The organism is Streptococcus oralis, assembly GCF_964238205.1.
GTDB lineage: Bacteria > Bacillota > Bacilli > Lactobacillales > Streptococcaceae > Streptococcus > Streptococcus oralis_CZ.
The window spans coordinates 234,512-253,296 of record NZ_CAXSLF010000001.1; the positions used below are offsets into that span (position 1 = coordinate 234,512).

Consider the following 18,785-nt stretch of genomic DNA (forward strand, 5'->3'; position numbering starts at 1 on the left):
GTTAAAAACGATATTTTTTTACCGACGAATTAACAAGGCGATTAGGAAATTCGCCATAGCGATTTCCGTGATGATAGGAGACTGTTTTACAGTCCCTATCATCAATCGAATTGAGCTTGAACAAATGCAAGAGCACCTTTACCATCACGAGTCAACTTGATGTATTGAGCTCCTTCAGTCTTAGCCAATTTGATTCCAAGTTTATCTGTTTCAGCCTTCATGTCCTCATAGTTTGAAGCAACTTGTGGTGCTAAGATAACCAAATCAAACTCTGGTAACATTTCACGGTGAGCTCCATAGCCACCAGCGGCTGCCTTAACTGGCACCTTGTATTCTGCTGCCGCTTTATTCAAGGCATTTGCAAGAAGACCACTTGTTCCTCCACCCGCACAAAGAACGAGCACGTTTGTTTCTTCAGTAATTGTATTTTGTGCTGATTCTACTTCAGCTTTTTCAAGGATAGCATCTGCTTTAGCAGTATTGAAGTTTGCGGCTACTTTTTCTTTTAATTCATCGTTGGCTTTACCAGAACGTTCTTCTTCAAGAATTTGTTCGTCATAAACTTTAAGGAATGGATAGTAGATAGCAATATCCACTACGATTAACAATGCTGCAAGAGCAAATGACAAGAACTGGAAGTTTGTACCAAGAACAATACCTAGAGGCCCAGGTGTAGTCCATGGAAGGTTGGCAGTAAATGAGTTCATGCCGAGAGTTTCGATAAAGAACTTAAAGATCCATACGTTTGCAATAGGTGCGAAGATAAATGGAATAAAGAAGATTGGGTTCAAAACAAGTGGTGCACCAAACAAGATTGGTTCATTTACACCGAAGAATGTAGGAACTACTGAAGCACGTCCGATTGCACGATTACGCTTAGACTTACACAACCACATAAACATGAATGGAACTACAAGAGTTGCTCCTGTACCACCCATGGTAACGATAAACATTTGTGTACCAGATGTAAGGATCTTATCAGCGTGCATACCTTGTTGAAGAAGGTTCAAGTTGACTTCGGCATTTGCATAAGTAATCGCTGCAATGGCAGGTTCAACGATAGATGGGCCGTGAATACCGACAAACCAGAAGAAGGCAAAAGCACCAAAGATAATAGTAATACCAAGATAACCGTCTGCTGCTGAGAAAAGAGGTGCAAAGAACTTACCGATTGATTCTGCAACGCTTGTACCAACAAAATGACGTGCAAGCAAGTCAAGGGCATAAAGAGAAACAACGGAAAGTGTAAAAGGAATAACGTCTTTAAAGACTTGTGAGATATTCGGTGGAACTTCGTCAGGCATGCGAATAGTAACGTTGTTCTTCACACAAACCTTATAGATAGCTACAGTTACAAAAGCTGCCAGGAAGGCTGAAAGCAACCCTTTTGTTCCTAGGAAACCAGTTGCAAAGCCACCCTCGATTGGGTCAGCTGCTAACATCAGTAAACCAACAATAGCCGCCAATAGCGTTGACATATAGTTGATTTGGTTGGTTTTCTCCATACTACGATTGACGGAGTCTGTTAAAGATTTAGCAGTGGTACCAGCTACCAAGACTGCTAGAATCCCCATAGAGTAGCTGTAAGGTTTCATCAAAAGTGCTACTACTTCATCAGACCATTTAAAGCCCCAAGAGTTTGGAACAAAAGCAATCAAGATAAAAATACTTGAGAAGAGAATGACAGGCATTCCAGCGATAAATCCATCTCGAATAGCACGAAGATAGATATTTCGAGATAGTTTTTCAAAGAAAGGCTTCCCTTTCTCGATATAGGCAATTAACTTATTCATTATTTAGCTCCTCTTTTATAAAGTTCAATTAAATGATGCACCAAATCTTTTAGCAAGATTGTTGTCATCAGGTGATCTTGTCCGTGCATCATTGTGATGCTGTATGGAATTTCTTCCCCTGCAGCTTCTTGAGCAAGCATAGATGTTTGCGCTTTGTGAGCTTCCGCAATGCAACCTGCTGCTTCTTCAACAAGAGCTTCTGCTTTAGCAAAATCGCTAGCTTCAGCAGCCTTCAAAGCTTCTAATAATTTTGAACGAGCATCACCTGCATAGGCAACGATTTCAAAACCTAACAATGTTACTTCTTCCCTATTCATGATAGAATTCTCCTTATATATTTTTTAGTAAAGCGTTATGACAATAAACGTTGGATGTGTAGAACAAGATAAACTCGTTCACTCTTGTAGAGGTCAAGACCAGTTTCCTGAGCAATGACCTCATAAATTTTGCTACCAATCTCGAATGCTTCTGGATAGGTATTCTTTATATGTTCTTCCATATCGAGCAAGGATTGATTATCATCGCGACTACGATCCAGATAATCCAAGAAATAATTGAGATGAATCATAAAGCGGTCGTAGAAATTATTATTTTCAGGTGTTCGCTGGATTTTATAACTCTTCAAAACGCTTTCGACCCTCTTTAAAATTTCCTTTCTCTTATCAATCGACTCAACAACTTCGACTTCACTCTCACCTTCGGCGTTGATGAAATGATAAGCGATACGAATGATTTCGTCTTCAGGAAAATTTTCTGTCAGTTTTTGACGATAAATTTCAAAAGCTTCTTGTGCAATTTGAAAAGCGATAGGATATTTGGCAGAAATGTCAGGCAAGTTACTATCCTTATAGCGTCCTTGGCTAATAGCCTGATAAGAACAATAGATATGGTCTGTCAGAGTGACGTATAGATACTCTTGGACAGGATATTGATATTTTTTAGAAAGATTATCAATAATCTCATAAGTGACCGTAATAAAATCAAGCGGTACATCCTTTAGAAGAGCCATAAAGTTTTCTCGCGACTCTTCTGTTTTCATCCGAAAAACTTTTTCAACCTGATCCTCAGAAATCAAATCTCCTTTCTTCTTACCGAACGAAATACCCTTACCAATTACGATCAACTCCTCTCCCTTGCTATTCCGCACGAGAGAAACATTGTTATTCATTGGATTTAATATCCGATACATGGCAACCTCCTTGCCCTATTATTTAAGTTTTGTGAGCATAAAAAATGACCACAAATGAACTCAAAAAATATACATCTGAGTCATCTGTGATCATGCCTAATATTACTTAGTAACACTCACTTTGTATTAACTTGTGATTTAAGTATAGCACAAGATTTTTATTTTGTAAACCTTTACATACAACTTTTTTTAAAAGTTTTTTTGCTAGGTTTTAGGACATAAAAGGGGGGGGAATTTAGACACGTTCAGTCCATGAAGTAGCTGTTGTTTGAAGTACTTTATTGAGTTCATCAATGTTTTCAAATCCAGTTGTACGAAGCCATTCGCGAGCTGCTGCTTCTCCATCTTTGATATAAGGTTCAACTGAACCCGCCCAAGTAGCACGACCACAAAGTACACCGTTGAAACGAGCACCTGAATCATGAGCAAATTGCAATGTTTCTTGGAATAATTTAGCTGATACACCTGCACTCAAGTAGATGTATGGCAAGTTAGTAGCTTCGTCTTGAGCTTTGAAGAATGCTGCTGCTTCTTCACGGCTGTAAACGACTTCTCCATCACCAAATCCTTCAACATATTTCACGTTTACTGGAACTTCAACTTTCAATACGTCGATGTTGAAACGTGGATCAGAGAATACTTTCATAGCTTCGATAACTTTACGAGGTTTTACTTTCGCATATTCTACAGAACCTGCATCAGCAATCTTTTCATCGTAAGCCAAGATTTCCAAGAAGAAAGGAATATCTTCGGCAACACATTCAGAACCAACACGTTCGATGTAGGCTTGTTTTTGTTGGTTCAATTCATCTGAACTATCTACATCGTAGTAAAGCAAGAATTTAACTGCATCTGCACCTTGTTCTTTGATACGTTTTGCAGACCAAACATCCAAACAGTCAGGCAAACGTTTTGTACTTGAAGTATCATATCCTGTTTTTTCATATGCAAGAAGAAGACCAGCTTCTTTATCCAAAGCTTTTGTTGCAGGAAGTCCGTATTCAGGGTCAAGAAGCATAGATGAAGCGTATTTTGTCAATTCATCCGCTACCAAGACTTTAAGTTCTTCCATTTGAGCTACTGTTGGCTCTTCTGTTTGGTATTGAGCCATAAGGCGTTTCAAAGCACCACGTTGGTCAAAAGCAAGAGCTGAGATGATACCATTCTCATTAGAGAGTTTTTGCATACAAGCGCGTTTATTTTCTGTTAAAACCATTTTATACCTCTTTCACTACTAGTTGGTCATATAGGCCTTGATAGTTTGCCATATTGACATGACCAGTCATTTTTTCTTGAGCATTTAGCATACCAAGGACATTCGCCTTAGTCAGTAATTCTTGATCAGATTCTTTATGGAACAATCCTGAAGCAATACCTGCTACTGTAGAATCACCAGATCCAACTGGGTTTACAACTTGGATTCTTGGAATATCTACTTTGTAGAAAGTGTTATCGTGTTTAGCGAATGCTCCGTTAGCACCTAAAGAAACGATGATCCACTCGATTCCATCAAATAGTGGTTCTTGAAGGACTTCTTTTAATTCATCCAAGTCTTTAGAAATTTCTCTTCCTAAAAGTTGAGATAATTCTTCATTATTTGGTTTGATAACTGTTGGCTTATGTGAAGATTCAAGAACCGCCTGAAGTGAAGCTCCTGAACAGTCCAAGACAACAGGTTTACCAGCTTGGTTAGCAAGTTCAACCAGACTAGCATAATAATCCACTGGAAGTCCTGCTGGTAGACTACCTGAAATGGCTACTACCTCTACAGTCTCTAAAAGTTCCTTGAAATGAGCCAAGAAATCTTGACCTTCTTGTTCTTGAACTTCAGGACCTTTTTCTAGGATTTCTGTTTGATTTTCTCCATGTAAAATTGCGATACAGTTACGAGTTTCCCCTTGGATAGAAAAGAAACGTTTGCTTACTTTATTATCAATGTTTTCTACAAGAAATTCTCCAAGCTTACCACCGACAAGCCCAGTTGCAACTACAGAATCACCAAGTTCTGATAGAACTCGTGTAACATTAAGACCTTTACCACCCGCTGTTTTCGTAACATCGACAACACGGTTGACAGTGTCGATTTTCAATTCATCCAAAGGATAGGAAATATCAATGGATGGGTTCATTGTGACTGTTAAAATCATGAGTCACCTCTTAGTCGTGGTATTCACCGCGATCCCATTTTTCAAGGAATTCTGTAAAGAAGTTGGCATCTGTTTGATGATCGTTATGAGTTTCAACGTGTTGGATTTTAGCGATCAATTTTTTATTTTCTTCAGATGGTTTGTATTCAGCGTTGATGAAAGCTTCAATGATATCGCACATAAGCAATTCACCAGTGATTTTACCACCAAATCCGATAACGTTGGCATTCAATTGTTCTTTAGCGTAAAGAGCTGTTGTCATATCACGAACCAAAGCAGAACGAACACCTGGAACTTTGTTAACAGCGTTATTGATACCTACACCAGTACCACAGATACATACACCAAGATCAGCTTGGCCACTAACTACTGCTTCACCAACTTTTTTACCAAAGATTGGGTAGTGAGTACGAGCGTGGTCATAAGTACCAAAGTCGATGACTTCATGTCCTTTTGATTTCAAAAATTCTGAAACCGCCATTTTTTCATTAGTTACGATGTGGTCACATCCAATTGCAATTCTCATTTTTATCTTACCTTTCTTTCGTTATAAAAATTAGCACATTTTGTTCAACATATCGACACGAATTTGGTGACGACCGCCGTCATACTTACCATTTACAAAGCCTTTAGCAATGTTTTTAGCCAATTCGTCACCAACAAGTTGAGCACCCATAGTAATCATACGTGAGTTGTTGTGACCACGAGTCATATAAGCTGAACGTTCGTCAGATACTTCTGCAGCAACCATTCCTTTGATTTTAGTTGCAACCATAAATGGACCTGCACCATAAGCATCAATGGCAATACCAAGGTTTTGTTCTTCTTTTTTAACTTCTTCAGCAACTGCAAGAGTTACATCAACGAAGTCTTGACCTTCAGCTGTAACATCCACAACGTGGAAGTTTTCTTTTTCCAAGAAATCTTTAACGACTTCTTTCAATCTCAAACCTGCAGCATCTGCACCAATAACAATAGACATATTGTATACTCCTTTTTTATAATAGACCAGTAAAAATTTTTTTGTTCTGGAAAGAAAATGACCATCACCAAATAGTTACTAGTAGTTTTGTTGACTATTTTAGATTAAGAATGAATCATCTATTCACTCTTAGTAACTTCTCCTTGGAGAAATTGGAAGAATAACTTGTCAAAACAAACACAAATTGTTCTTTCTAAACATAATATACTACTATTGTTTAAAAAAGTCAACAGTTTATGTTTGTTTTTGTTTATTTTTTAGAAAATTTCTATATCAAAACCAATTTGATCACTTTGAGCTGGATTTAAGATTCGAACATTTTTCTTATCTTCTAGATGATCGCCCTCTTCGAGTGAAGTTGACAAACCTGACCAAGGTTCCAGAGCAAGGAAAGGACCTTTATTAAGCGTTGACCAAACGATGAGGTTTGGAAACTCTTCAAAGTCCAGTTTTAATCCCTTATCATGCTTACGTGACCGTAAGGAAACAGAGCGAGAGGTTAATTCATCTAAAGTCACAGCATCATAGCTAAAGAAATCATAGTTTAGATCCAATTCTTTTTGGTCTTTTAACCAGCTACTTCTATCTTGAAAATCTAACATCCCTGTTTCTGGGAATGGTTTAGGAACTGTACAAGTTTCTGGCTTTTCAAATTCAAGATAGTAGTCTTCATAAGCTTCATCATCAAATAAAGGACAGTTAAAGCCTGGATGTCCACCAATAAAATATGGCATTTTCTTATCTGTTTCCTTATTGGTAACTTGATACTGTGTTCGAATAGTCTTTCCAGTAACAGTATAAGTTATTTCTAGTCGAAAATGATAGGGATAATTCTCATACATGTCTTGGTCATCTTCGATAGCAAAGGTGACAGAATTCTCTGTTTGTTCTACTAATTCAAATTCTTTTTTTCGAACCAAACCATGACGCGGAATTTTTCCTGCTACTTGACTACCATCTTCTTGCTCATACAAGACAGTATCATTTCTAACAGATCCACAAATTGGAAATAGAACCGGTGCTTGTCCACTCCAGTAAGTTGGATCTCCCTGCCACAAATACTCAATTCCATCTTTGTCTTTTATTGAAGAAAGTGCACCACCAAAAGTTTGAAACTGTACACTTAACTGTTCTGTTTTTAATTCAATCATTAGAATTACCTCCATTTATTTAAGGCCTAAAAAAACTAGGCTGTCGACTCCAGATTTGGAAACTGACAACCTAGTTTTTACAATTTACATTTTTAGGAGCGAATTATTTTGCGTTTGCTGCGTATTCTTCATTACGTTTGATCATTTGTTTTCTGTACCATGCAAAGATACCAACGTAGAATACTAGGAATACTAATGCGCCAAGGATAGCTTTGATATCACCAGTTGTAGCGTTACCAATTGCCCAACCAAATAGTTTTTCGATTGGTCCTTCAAGAGTTGAGTGAGTAATCAATTGAGTTTGGCTTACACCTTCTGGGAAGGCACCTACACCTTTAGCAAGTTCTGTTGCAAATGGTGCGATAAGTGTACCTGAAAGAAGGAAGAGTGGCAACAAGAGTGTTCCGAAGATAATCATACGGAGCAATTTACCACGAGTAACTACCAAGAGAGCTGGAGTTACACCCATTGCGATGATACCAGCAAGTGGCAAGATACCATTTCCGACATTTGAAAGAAGCACAGCTTCAACCAACATGATTGGTGCAAGTACGTTGGCACAAGCCCAGATTTCAGCACGACCAGCGATAAATGGCCAGTCAAGACCGATGTTGAATTTACGTCCTTGAAGACGTTTAGTAGCAACGTTTGTAATACCTTGTGAAAGTGGTTCTACGGCTGCGATGAACCATGAACCGATCAATGAGAAGAGCTCCAAGCAGACACCGGCAGTCAAACCAAGTGACAACCAACCTTTAATAACAAGTTCCCATGAAGATGCATCTTCTACTCCAGCAACTGGATGTGGAGTTCCCATCAAACCGATAACGATACCAAGGATGAATCCGATGAAGAATTTAGATCCCCAGAAACCGATTCTCTTGTTCAATTTAGCAGCGTCAAAGTCAAATTTATCAAGACCTGGGAAGAGTTTATCAAAAATCTTATCCAAAACCATGATAACTGGGTTCATCATGTAGTTCATGTGAGTTGAAGTCATTGGTGATGAACTTGGTGCGTTAAGAAGGTCATCAAATGTTGGTTTCATCAAGTCAGAGTTGATGATTTTAAGAACCCCAACAAGAACAACTGCTGCAGTCGCGATGAAGAGTGAAACTCCTTGGCTAACTCCATTGTTGTCAGCATACCATTTAATCAAAAGACCAGTGATAGACAAGTGCCAGATATCAAAGATATCGACGTCAAGTGTATCAGTTTTCTTCATTGCAAGCATTACAATGTTGACAATCAACATCACAAGCAAGAAGTAAAGTGTCCAGGCAGAACCCCAAGTGATTGTAGCAAGTGGTGCCCAACCAACGTCGGTGATGTTCAATTGAATACCAGTATTTTCAACGAATTTTGCAAGAGAAGCTGAGAAAGCTCCGTTAAGCATTCCGATGATCGCACCGATACCAGTAAGCGCGATGGCAAGTTTAATACCACCTTCAAGTGCTTTGGAGAATTTCACTCCGAAAAGCAAGGCCAATACTGTCAAAATGATCAGCATGATGATTGGGCCACCCATAGCCAAGATAGGTTTAAAGAAATCGTTGGCCAGATTGATAATGAAATCCATAATTTTCCTCCCTTTATTTTTATGGAATATTTACAAATTAATGATTAGCTTAAACCATGTTCTTTGATAGCTGCTTCAATATTGTCATAGACTGGAGCGCTCATAGCTGGAATACGGAACAAGATTGGTCCTGCTTCAACAACTGGAATACCTGGTTCAAAACCTAAATCTGTAGCAGCGATTGGTGTGAAGATATCATAACCTTTAATCAAGTCTTCATTGACATCTTTTACCATAACGGCATCACATTGAACATCGTACCCACGGTTAGAAAGTTCTTCTTCAAGAGCACTTTTAATTTGGTGGCTTGAGTTAACACCTGCACCACAAGCAGCAAGAATTTTAATCATTTGGATTTCCTCCGTTTTTATATAAAAATTATTAACAAATTAAGCAGTCGCTTCTGAGATATATTGGAACAAGGCTTCAGGTTCCGTAATCTTAGACAGCGCTTCAAGATGACCATTGCCTGTAAAGAAGTCCATCAACTGTGCAAGAATATTTGTTTGACTTGAACTTGAATTGTTGATGATAAAGAACAACAATGAAACTTCTACTTCCTTATCAGGAGCAATCATATTGTGGAATGTTACTGGTTTTTCCAGACGAACCACGACAACATTTTCAGTTAGATTATGAATTGTATCAGTATGAGGGATAGCTACGTTAGGCAAATCCTTCCCTAAAAACTCCATATCCAAACCAGTTGGGAACGATTTTTCACGTTCAATCAAGGCCGATCGATAGGTCTCTGTAACAACTTTCTTTTCTTCCAGTAGGGTTGCAACTTGATCGAAAAGTTGCTCTTGATTATCTGCTTCTAAGCAAAAGACTAAGTCTTTGTCAAAGAAATGATCTAATCCCATGACCTTCTCCCTTCATATTTAACTTTTATGGTACAAGTATAACACTATATGAAACCGTTGTCAATGTTTTTTTGTTGTATTTTGTTTGATATTTATTTTTTTTGTTTACGAATTAAACATTTAATGATTTCAAACATATTTTTTATAAATTTCTTAATAAGTAAAACAAAAAAACAGGAAGTACTCCTGTTTTCACGATGTTAACTCTTTTTATTGGTCCAACTTTCTTCCACCATTGGAAGAAGATTTTTTAATACCTCTGGAACACCTTCCAGAGAAACATATCTAAACTTACCATCATCAGATTTAAATACCCAGATAATTAAGTGTTTACCATTTTTAGCAATACAGTTTACTACATAGGCCTCATAGCCACCGATAGTTGATTTTGACCCCCATACCTTGGAAAAGTCTTGACTTTTCTGTTTAGATTCATAAATACTAGTTGAGATTTGAACAGTTTCAAGCGCAGCGTACTCACTTTCACTAATACCAAACTGCTCTGGTTTAAAGGTATTGAGAGTTACAATATTGACATCCGTCCCATCACAATACTGAATGTCATCTCCACCTTCAATTTCTTTGAAATGAACCCATGATTTAGGAATTTTCACATATCCATAATCATCAGATCCAACTATTTGAGTTTCTTCCGTCTGCTTTTGCGATGAACTAGGCTCTTGACTTGAAACTTCTTGAACACTAGAAGAGGCTTCTGTCTTTACTTCATTTGTCTTCTCTGAATTGCTACAAGCAATTAGACTAAGACTACAAAGTAAAAGTGTAGATAAAGTTATTATTTTTTTCATGATAACTCTCCTTTCACTTCTATTTTAAAGTATGAAGAGAAAAGTGTCAAAAAATTACTGTATTTTGACACTTTACAAAATCAATTGAGTGATTCAAAAGAAAGAAAAAGATTGAAGAAAATTGTCCAAAATGGACTTTTCTTCAATCTAAATCAACTGATCGATTTATTACAATCTATGCTATTCTCACATAGCGACTATTCTTCATCCATGCTCAATACGCTGAGAAAGGCTTCTTGTGGGACTTCTACTGAACCGATGGCTTTCATGCGTTTCTTACCAGCTTTTTGTTTTTCAAGGAGTTTACGTTTACGAGAAACGTCACCACCGTAACATTTAGCAAGCACATTTTTACGAAGAGCTTTAATATCTGTACGCGCGACAATCTTGTGCCCAATAGCTGCTTGGATCGGAACTTCAAACTGTTGACGAGGAATGATTTTCTTGAGCTTATCAACGATGAGTTTCCCACGTTCGTAGGCAAAGTCCTTGTGAACGATAAAGCTAAGAGCATCCACCTTATCACCATTAAGAAGGATATCCATTTTCACCAGCTTAGATGGACGATACTCTGACAATTCGTAATCAAAGCTTGCATAACCGCGTGTCGAAGATTTTAGTTTATCGAAGAAGTCAAAGACAATTTCAGCTAGTGGGATTTGATAGATAATATTAACACGATTGTCATCAATATAATCCATGGTCACAAAGTCACCACGTTTGCGCTGAGCTAATTCCATTACTGCTCCGACGAATTCTTGCGGTACCATGATTTGTGCCTTAACATAAGGTTCTTCGATAGTTGCAATCTTTGTAGGATCTGGGAACTCGGATGGGTTAGACACATCCATAGACTCACCATCAGTCTGATTAACCTTGTAGATAACTGATGGTGCAGTCATAATAAGGTCGATGTTAAACTCACGTTCCAAACGTTCCTGAATAACATCCATATGAAGAAGTCCAAGGAAACCACAACGGAAACCAAATCCAAGAGCTTGAGAAGTTTCAGGTTCAAACTGAAGACTAGCATCGTTGAGTTGCAATTTTTCAAGAGCTTCACGAAGGTCATTGTATTTATTTGACTCGATTGGATAGAGACCTGCGAAAACCATTGGATTCATCTGCTTGTATCCTGAAAGTGGTTCGGTCGCTGGATTTGTCGCCAAGGTTACTGTATCACCGACACGTGTGTCCTGAACAGTCTTGATAGAAGCCGCGATATAACCAACGTCACCTGTCGCAAGGAATTCTCGTCCTACAGCTTTAGGTGTGAAGATTCCGACTTCAGTAACATCGAAGGTCTTACCATTGCTCATGAGCTGAATCTTATCACCAGGTTTGACTACTCCATCCATGACACGAACTTGGAGGATAACACCACGATAGGCATCATAAACTGAGTCAAAAATCAAAGCTTTCAATGGTGCTGACACGTCACCAGTTGGTGATGGAACTTTTTCTACGATTTGCTCGAGAATTTCTTCGATACCGATACCCGCCTTAGCTGAAGCCAATACTGCTTCGCTAGCATCTAGACCAATGACATCTTCGATTTCTGTTCGCACGCGCTCTGGATCTGCTGCTGGTAGGTCAATCTTATTGATAACTGGAAGGATTTCCAAATCATTATCTAAGGCAAGGTAAACGTTTGCTAGAGTTTGAGCCTCAATCCCTTGGGCAGCATCAACGACCAAAATAGCACCTTCACAGGCAGCTAGGGAACGTGAAACCTCATAGGTAAAGTCCACGTGTCCAGGTGTGTCAATCAAGTGGAAGATATAAGTCTCACCATCTTTAGCCGTATAATTAAGCTCGATAGCATTAAGCTTGATAGTAATTCCACGCTCACGCTCTAAATCCATACTATCAAGAAGTTGGGCCTGCATTTCACGACTGGAAACTGTCTCTGTCTTTTCCAAAATACGGTCTGCTAGTGTTGACTTTCCATGGTCAATATGGGCGATAATAGAGAAGTTACGAATCTTCTCCTGTCGTTTTTTCAATTCTTCTAAGTTCATCATTCTCTTCCTTTCAGGGTATCTATTAATTATAAATTGTTTTTAACATTTTGACAAGACCATACCCTGTTAGGAGTACTAATCTTCAGCAACAAAGCCGTCATTTTCAATGAAGTAATGTTCTGTCATACCTTGGTCGGTAAAGACAATACCGTGAAGGACACCACCGTAAACAGCTCCTCCATCCATTCCAATCTTACCGTCTTCTGTCATCCAAAGTTCAGATGTACCAGGTTTTTGATCCAACAAACCATAGACTGGTGTATGTCCAAAGACAATGGTTTTTCCAGTATGATTGGCTGCTTCGTGGAATGGTTTTCTGAGCCATACCTTCTTATAGTCAGTAGTATCGTGCCAATCCTCCAAAGTCAAATCAATACCGGCATGAACAAAGATATACTTTTCCGTTTCAATGACAAAAGGCATCTGACGGATAAACTCCACTAAGTCTGCTGCTTCTGTCTCAACACGCTTTGCATCTGCTACTCCATCTACTGGTGCATCCAGTGGGCGTCCCAAAATAGAATTAATAGTTGTATCCCCACCATTTCGACGATAGTGGTCATAACTTTCTTCAGGATTATCCAACCAAGTTAAAAACATATACTCGTGGTTCCCTGATAAGCAGATGGCTCCTTGGTTATCTACCAAATCCTTGACCATTTCAAGAACACGGCGACTATCTTCTCCTCTATCAATCAAATCTCCAAGAAAAAGTAATTGAGTCTTGCCATCCCATGTTTTAAGTAAATCTTCTAACATTCCAGCTTTTCCGTGGACATCACCAATTACATAATAGTCTGTCATTTATTTCTCCTTACTTTGTAATAATTCTCTTGCTTGAGTCAATGCTGCTTCTGTTACATTCTCTCCAGCCAACATCTTAGCGACTTCTTCAATCCTTTCTTCAACTGTCAACAAGCGAACTGTTGAAACGGTTGAATATTCATTGCTAATCTTTTCGATGAAGAACTGATAATCTGCAATCGCAATAACTTGCGGAAGGTGAGAAATCGCCAATACTTGTCCGTTCTGACCAATTTTGTGAATCTTTTGTGCAATGGCTTGAGCTACACGACCTGAAACTCCCGTATCCACCTCATCAAAGACGATACTGGTCTTGCCTTCCTTACGAGAAAAAGCAGACTTGATAGCCAACATCAAACGAGACAACTCTCCTCCAGAAGCTACTTTTACTAATGGTTTAAAATCTTCTCCAGGGTTGGTTGAAATGTAAAATTCAACACTCTCATTACCTTCGCGACTGAATTTTCCTTGACTAAAACGAACTTGAAATTGTGCTTTCTCCATGTATAGGTCTTGCAATTCTTGCTTGATTTCAGCTTCTAAGTCCTGCGCTATTTTATGGCGAGCTTGAGCAACTTGACCCGCTAGATCCACAAGATTTTTTTCAAGTTTCTTGAGTTCGATTTCCATATCTTCAGAAGATAGATTATTTCCTGTTAGAAGATTGTATTCATCTGTAATCTTGGCAAAGTATTCAAGGACATCATCCACACTACCACCATACTTACGGGTAATGGTGTGAATTAAATCTAGTCGGCTTTCAACCTGCATCAAACGATTACCATCAAAATCTAAATCATCAATAATGGATTCCAAGCGCTTGGTGATATCTTCTAGAACATAATAGGATTCAGAAAGGGAGTTTGAAATCTCACGATACTCTGGATCGAACTCTTCAAGACTTTCCATATCATTCATGGCCGAACGAACATTTGCAAGGCTTGAAAATTCTTCATTATCCAACATACTATAAGCATTTGTTAAAGTATCGGCGATATGTTTATGGTTCAGTAGTCTGTCTCTTTCTTGATTAAGGGCAATATCTTCACCAGCTTTCAAATTAGCTGCTTCAATCTCAGCCATCTGAAATTCCAACATTTCAATTCGAGCCTTGTGTTCCTGCTGATTTTTTTTGATGTCAAGCACTTGCTTGCGCATACGGCGGTAGTTATCGAAGCTCGTCTGATAGGCTTCTTTTAATTCAAAGAAAGAGGCATCCCCAAACTCATCCAACATCTGGATATGTCGATGTGGGCGCATTAACTCCTCTTGGTCATGTTGACCATGGATATCAACTAGCTGTTGACCAATCGTCCTTAATACTGAAAGATTAACCATCTGTCCATTGACACGACTGATGCTCCGACCGTTTTGTAAAATTTCGCGACGAATAATGATTTCATCACTTAATTCTAATCCTTGTTCATCAAAAATTTCTTCTAGCGCACGATTACTTTCAATTGAAAAAAGACCTTCAATTTCCGCTTTTGGTGCCCCATGACGAATGACTTCTGTTGTAGCTCGAGCTCCTAACATCATATTCATAGCGTCAATAATGATTGATTTACCCGCACCTGTTTCACCAGTTAAAACAGTCATCCCTTGTTCAAAGTTCAAAGAAATTGATTCGATGATAGCAAAATTTTTAATCGAAATTTCCAGTAACATATAATCCTACCAATTTTTAACTTGCTCAAAAATATCTTTGGCTGTTTCTTCACTTCTCAATACCATCAAGATGGAATTATCATCAGCAATACAGCTAAAAATTTGGTCAGAAAAAACAGTCATCAACTGACTCTTGACGAAAATAGTATTTCCTGGAATGACTTGCAAATTGATCATATTTCCCATGCGTTCAGCATGAACAATATTGTTTTCTGCCAATTGCAAGCTTCTAACGATTGATTTTGGTAATTCATAAATGTAAGTATTGTCTTTCAATGGAATTTTTACAATACCCAATTCTTTAATATCTCGGGAGACTGTTGCTTGAGTAGCAGAGATACCTGCTTCTCTCAAGTGTTCAACGATTTCTTCCTGTGTGCCGATTTGATAATCAGTCACAAATCTTCTAATCTTCTCAAGTCTCTCTTTTTTATTCATCTTTAAATTCTCTATGTGCTTTCTCCACTATTTTTTCTATTTCAGAAGTAACCTGATTGATTGCGTGATCTTCTTTTCGCAAATAGGCTAAAAACTCGATATTCCCATGACCACCTTGAATAGGAGAATAATCCAATCCTAAGACTGAAAATCCTTCATCAACTGCCATTTTAGTAACTGATTCTAAAACATTTTGGTGAATTTTGGCATCTCTGATAATTCCATTTTTACCAATCTGTTCTCGACCAGCCTCAAATTGAGGTTTAACTAGAGCTACAACCTGACCTTGATCAGCTAAAATACGGTGCAAAGCCGGCAAAATAAGGCCTAAGGAAATAAAACTGACATCGATACTTGCGAAACTTGGTTCCTGTTCAAAATCAATTTTTTCCGCATAACGAAAATTAAACTGCTCCATACTGACAACACGAGGGTCTTGGCGTAATTTCCATGCCAGTTGGTTAGTACCAACATCAACTGCAAAAACTAGTTTAGCACCATTTTGCAACATGACGTCCGTAAAACCACCTGTTGAAGCTCCGATATCAATGGTCGTTTGTCCCTCAACTGATAGATCAAAAATATCTAGTGCCTTCTCAAGTTTCAAGCCACCACGACTGACATACTTAAGTTTCTCACCCTTGAGTTTCAACTCTGTATCATCAGGAATTTTTTCTCCTGGTTTATCAAATCGTTCGCCATTTAAAACAGCGACTACCAAACCTGCCATAACACCTCGTTTGGCTTGTTCTCTCGTTTCAAATAAACCTTGTTTGTAAGCTAGTACATCTACTCTTTCCTTAGCCATTGATTCTCAAACTTTCTACTATTTTCACAATTGGCTCCTTATCAAAACTCACAACTTGACTAATCTCTTCTAGTTTCGCAGTAGCTTGATCCAAAGTTTGATTGCAAAACGCTATCGCCTGGTCTAATCCCAACAATGCAGGATATGTTGACTTCTCGGCTTGCAAATCTTTCTGGGGTGTCTTTCCTATTTCCTCAAAACTTGCTGTTACATCAAGGACATCATCTCTCACTTGGAAAGCCAGGCCAATCAATTCGCCAACTGTTTTAAGCTGTTTTTGAAGATTTTCATCCAATCCAGCAATGATACCAGCAGCTTGGAAAGGAAAGGCTAATAGTTTACCGGTCTTATTAGCATGAATGGTCTGAAGTTCTTCTAGACTTAACTGTTTTCCTTCACCTTCCATATCTAACACTTGACCAGCTACCATTCCCATACTTCCAGAAGCAAGTGATAAATTAGCTATTAAATCAACCTTTGTTTGACTCGGTAAATCAGCTTGAGCAATTAAAGCATAGGGATCCAAAAAAAGCGCATCCCCTGCTAAAATAGCTAGAGCTTCACCATACACCTTATGATTGGTCAAACGTCCTCGGCGATAATCATCATTATCCATAGCAGGTAGATCATCATGGATCAAACTTCCTGTATGAATCATTTCTAGTGCCGCTGCAACTTGAGCATGTTCCTGAGTGATAGGCACTTGCAAGGAGTCCAAAACTTCTAAAAGTAAATATGGACGAATCCGTTTACCTCCAGCATGTATGGAATAAAGAACAGCTTCTCTTAAACTGGACGCAAATTGTTGGTTGCCATAAAAGTCTTCAAGAGCTGACTCGACCAAAGCTAGTTTTTCCTGCTTGTTCATACCAGTTCACTTTCTGTTCCATCTACTTGCATCACCTTGACCAAGGTCTTTTCAGCCTTATCAAGTGTTGCCTGCAATTCTTTGGATAAGAGCATTCCTTTTTGAAATGCAGAAATAGCATCTTCCAAAGCAATTTCACCATTTTCTAAGCTTTGAACAATCGTTTCAAGTTCTGCTAGATTTTCCTCAAATTTCTTTTGTTTTGACATCTCTTACCTCTAAATCTACTTGACCGTCTCGCATCAACAGTGATACTTGGTCATTTTCTTTCAAATCTTTCGCGGAAGCCACTACAACTTCTCCTTTTTTGACAATTGCATAACCTCTGGCTACAATTCGACTAGTATCTAGCATAAGGAGAGCTTCTGATAGGCGTTTTACTTCTGCTACTTTTGCATCATAGGTCACAGCCATCTGGCTTCGCAGCAGTTTCTTTAATTGCTGGATACGATCCTGATAACGCTGGATTTTGATGATTGGTGATAATTGTTCCAAACGGTGGATTTGTTCTTGAACCTTTTGTTGATTTCGAACCAATTCAGCATTCAGTCCTTGCTTCAGTCGTAGCTGTAACTGATCCAAGCGTTGTAGATAACCGTCATATAAACGCTCTGGTTGTCTGAAGATGACCGATTGACTGAGGATTCTCAAAGCTTCTTGTTTCTTTGACAAACTATACTTAACCGCTGTAGTCATACGTTTTTCTTGATTCTGAAGATAGGTCAAAAGATCTAACTTAGTTACTGGTGTAGCGAGTTCAGCAGCAGCTGTCGGTGTTGCTGCTCTCTTGTCAGCAACAAAATCAGCCAAGGTGACATCTGTTTCATGACCTACACTCGAAATAATCGGTAAACGAGATTCAAAAATTGCTCGAACTACAATTTCTTCGTTAAAGGCCCAAAGATCTTCAATGGAACCTCCCCCACGACCAATAATCAGAACATCTAAGTCATCGCGTTCATTGGCTCGAGTTATATTACGAGCGATTTCCTCTGCAGCACCCTCACCTTGAACTTTAGTAGGATATAAGACAATTTCCACACCAGGGAAGCGTCTACTGACTGTAGTGATGATATCTTGAATCACAGCACCACTTCGACTGGTCACCACCCCTATTTTTTTTGAAAATTGTGGTAAAGATTGTTTAAAGCGTTCTTGAAACAAACCTTCTTCTGCCAGTTTCTTCTTAAGTTGTTCAAATTGGATAGCTAAGGCACCGACACCATCTGGTTCAGCTTTTTCAATGATAATCGAATAACTTCCACTTGGCTCATAGACCTGGACACGACCAACCACATTGATCTTCATACCTTCTTCCAAATCAAAACCTAGTTTCTGATAAATACCTGACCAAATGGTTGCTTGAATAACTGCACGATCATCCTTAAGAGAAAAATACTGATGCGTTGGACGCTTGCGGAAGTTAGAGACTTGACCAGTTAAATAGACCCGTTCCAAGTAGGGGTCTTTATCGAATTTCATTTTTAAATACTTGGTCAAAGTTGTAACCGATAAATACTTTTCCATCTCTACCTCCTTCTTTTCTCTAGTTTTTCCTGGGTATTATTATACCAAAAATATGCTTAAAAATCTTGAATTTCCACCTAGAATAGTGAAAATACAGGGAATTTATGTGTGAATTGATTTCTTAATATTTTT

20 protein-coding genes are annotated in these 18,785 nt (G+C 38.5%); all 20 read right to left on the reverse strand.

What is annotated here, in order from left to right:
- Positions 1-101 precede the first annotated feature (101 nt).
- Positions 102-1,793 (reverse strand): lactose-specific PTS transporter subunit EIIC, encoded by a 1,692-nt coding sequence (locus tag ACESOD_RS01230; protein WP_373093526.1) that lies wholly within the window; start codon positions 1,791-1,793, stop codon positions 102-104.
- Complete coding sequence (locus ACESOD_RS01235) at positions 1,793-2,110, reverse strand: PTS lactose/cellobiose transporter subunit IIA (protein WP_049527213.1); 318 nt, start codon at positions 2,108-2,110, stop codon at positions 1,793-1,795. The genes ACESOD_RS01230 and ACESOD_RS01235 overlap by 1 nt, the downstream gene beginning before the upstream one ends.
- A gap of 35 nt (positions 2,111-2,145) precedes the next feature.
- Positions 2,146-2,982 (reverse strand): PRD domain-containing protein, encoded by an 837-nt coding sequence (locus ACESOD_RS01240; protein ID WP_061863124.1) that lies wholly within the window; start codon positions 2,980-2,982, stop codon positions 2,146-2,148.
- Positions 2,983-3,217: 235 nt separating this feature from the next.
- Complete coding sequence (lacD, locus tag ACESOD_RS01245) at positions 3,218-4,198, reverse strand: tagatose-bisphosphate aldolase (RefSeq protein ID WP_373093528.1); 981 nt, start codon at positions 4,196-4,198, stop codon at positions 3,218-3,220.
- Position 4,199: 1 nt separating this feature from the next.
- On the reverse strand, positions 4,200-5,129 hold the full coding sequence (locus ACESOD_RS01250) for a tagatose-6-phosphate kinase (RefSeq protein ID WP_373093530.1): 930 nt from the start codon (positions 5,127-5,129) through the stop codon (positions 4,200-4,202).
- A 10-nt stretch (positions 5,130-5,139) separates the two neighbouring features.
- Positions 5,140-5,655: a galactose-6-phosphate isomerase subunit LacB gene (lacB, locus tag ACESOD_RS01255; RefSeq protein WP_001216925.1), complete on the reverse strand. Its 516-nt coding sequence runs from the start codon at positions 5,653-5,655 to the stop codon at positions 5,140-5,142.
- A gap of 30 nt (positions 5,656-5,685) precedes the next feature.
- Positions 5,686-6,111: a galactose-6-phosphate isomerase subunit LacA gene (lacA, locus tag ACESOD_RS01260; protein ID WP_373093532.1), complete on the reverse strand. Its 426-nt coding sequence runs from the start codon at positions 6,109-6,111 to the stop codon at positions 5,686-5,688.
- 257 nt (positions 6,112-6,368) lie between these two features.
- Complete coding sequence (locus ACESOD_RS01265; RefSeq protein ID WP_373093534.1) at positions 6,369-7,262, reverse strand: aldose 1-epimerase family protein; 894 nt, start codon at positions 7,260-7,262, stop codon at positions 6,369-6,371.
- A 103-nt stretch (positions 7,263-7,365) separates the two neighbouring features.
- Positions 7,366-8,841, reverse strand: coding sequence for a PTS galactitol transporter subunit IIC (locus ACESOD_RS01270; protein WP_049529555.1), 1,476 nt, complete (start codon positions 8,839-8,841; stop codon positions 7,366-7,368).
- A 44-nt stretch (positions 8,842-8,885) separates the two neighbouring features.
- Positions 8,886-9,191 (reverse strand): PTS sugar transporter subunit IIB, encoded by a 306-nt coding sequence (locus tag ACESOD_RS01275; RefSeq protein ID WP_000590576.1) that lies wholly within the window; start codon positions 9,189-9,191, stop codon positions 8,886-8,888.
- A 39-nt stretch (positions 9,192-9,230) separates the two neighbouring features.
- A complete protein-coding gene (locus ACESOD_RS01280; protein WP_000521965.1) occupies positions 9,231-9,707 on the reverse strand; it encodes a PTS sugar transporter subunit IIA in 477 nt (158 codons plus the stop codon).
- Positions 9,708-9,907: 200 nt separating this feature from the next.
- Entirely contained in the window at positions 9,908-10,516 is a 609-nt protein-coding gene (locus tag ACESOD_RS01285; protein ID WP_373093537.1) for a hypothetical protein, read from the reverse strand.
- Positions 10,517-10,713: 197 nt separating this feature from the next.
- Entirely contained in the window at positions 10,714-12,537 is a 1,824-nt protein-coding gene (gene lepA / locus ACESOD_RS01290) for a translation elongation factor 4 (RefSeq protein ID WP_373093538.1), read from the reverse strand.
- Positions 12,538-12,615: 78 nt separating this feature from the next.
- Positions 12,616-13,344 carry a metallophosphoesterase family protein gene (locus ACESOD_RS01295; protein WP_045763402.1) on the reverse strand — a complete coding sequence of 243 codons (729 nt, stop codon included), beginning with the start codon at positions 13,342-13,344 and terminating at the stop codon, positions 12,616-12,618.
- Positions 13,345-15,012 (reverse strand): DNA repair protein RecN, encoded by a 1,668-nt coding sequence (gene recN, locus ACESOD_RS01300; protein ID WP_373093540.1) that lies wholly within the window; start codon positions 15,010-15,012, stop codon positions 13,345-13,347.
- Between the two features lie 6 nt (positions 15,013-15,018).
- On the reverse strand, positions 15,019-15,450 hold the full coding sequence (locus ACESOD_RS01305; RefSeq protein ID WP_045763404.1) for an arginine repressor: 432 nt from the start codon (positions 15,448-15,450) through the stop codon (positions 15,019-15,021).
- Positions 15,443-16,258, reverse strand: coding sequence for a TlyA family RNA methyltransferase (locus ACESOD_RS01310; RefSeq protein ID WP_049504636.1), 816 nt, complete (start codon positions 16,256-16,258; stop codon positions 15,443-15,445). The genes ACESOD_RS01305 and ACESOD_RS01310 overlap by 8 nt, the downstream gene beginning before the upstream one ends.
- Positions 16,251-17,126 (reverse strand): polyprenyl synthetase family protein, encoded by an 876-nt coding sequence (locus ACESOD_RS01315; protein ID WP_373093542.1) that lies wholly within the window; start codon positions 17,124-17,126, stop codon positions 16,251-16,253. Before ACESOD_RS01315 ends, ACESOD_RS01310 begins: the two co-directional genes overlap by 8 nt.
- Positions 17,123-17,335, reverse strand: coding sequence for an exodeoxyribonuclease VII small subunit (locus ACESOD_RS01320; RefSeq protein WP_049504637.1), 213 nt, complete (start codon positions 17,333-17,335; stop codon positions 17,123-17,125). Before ACESOD_RS01320 ends, ACESOD_RS01315 begins: the two co-directional genes overlap by 4 nt.
- Positions 17,313-18,653 (reverse strand): exodeoxyribonuclease VII large subunit, encoded by a 1,341-nt coding sequence (gene xseA / locus ACESOD_RS01325; RefSeq protein WP_373093543.1) that lies wholly within the window; start codon positions 18,651-18,653, stop codon positions 17,313-17,315. Before xseA ends, ACESOD_RS01320 begins: the two co-directional genes overlap by 23 nt.
- Positions 18,654-18,785 lie beyond the last annotated feature (132 nt).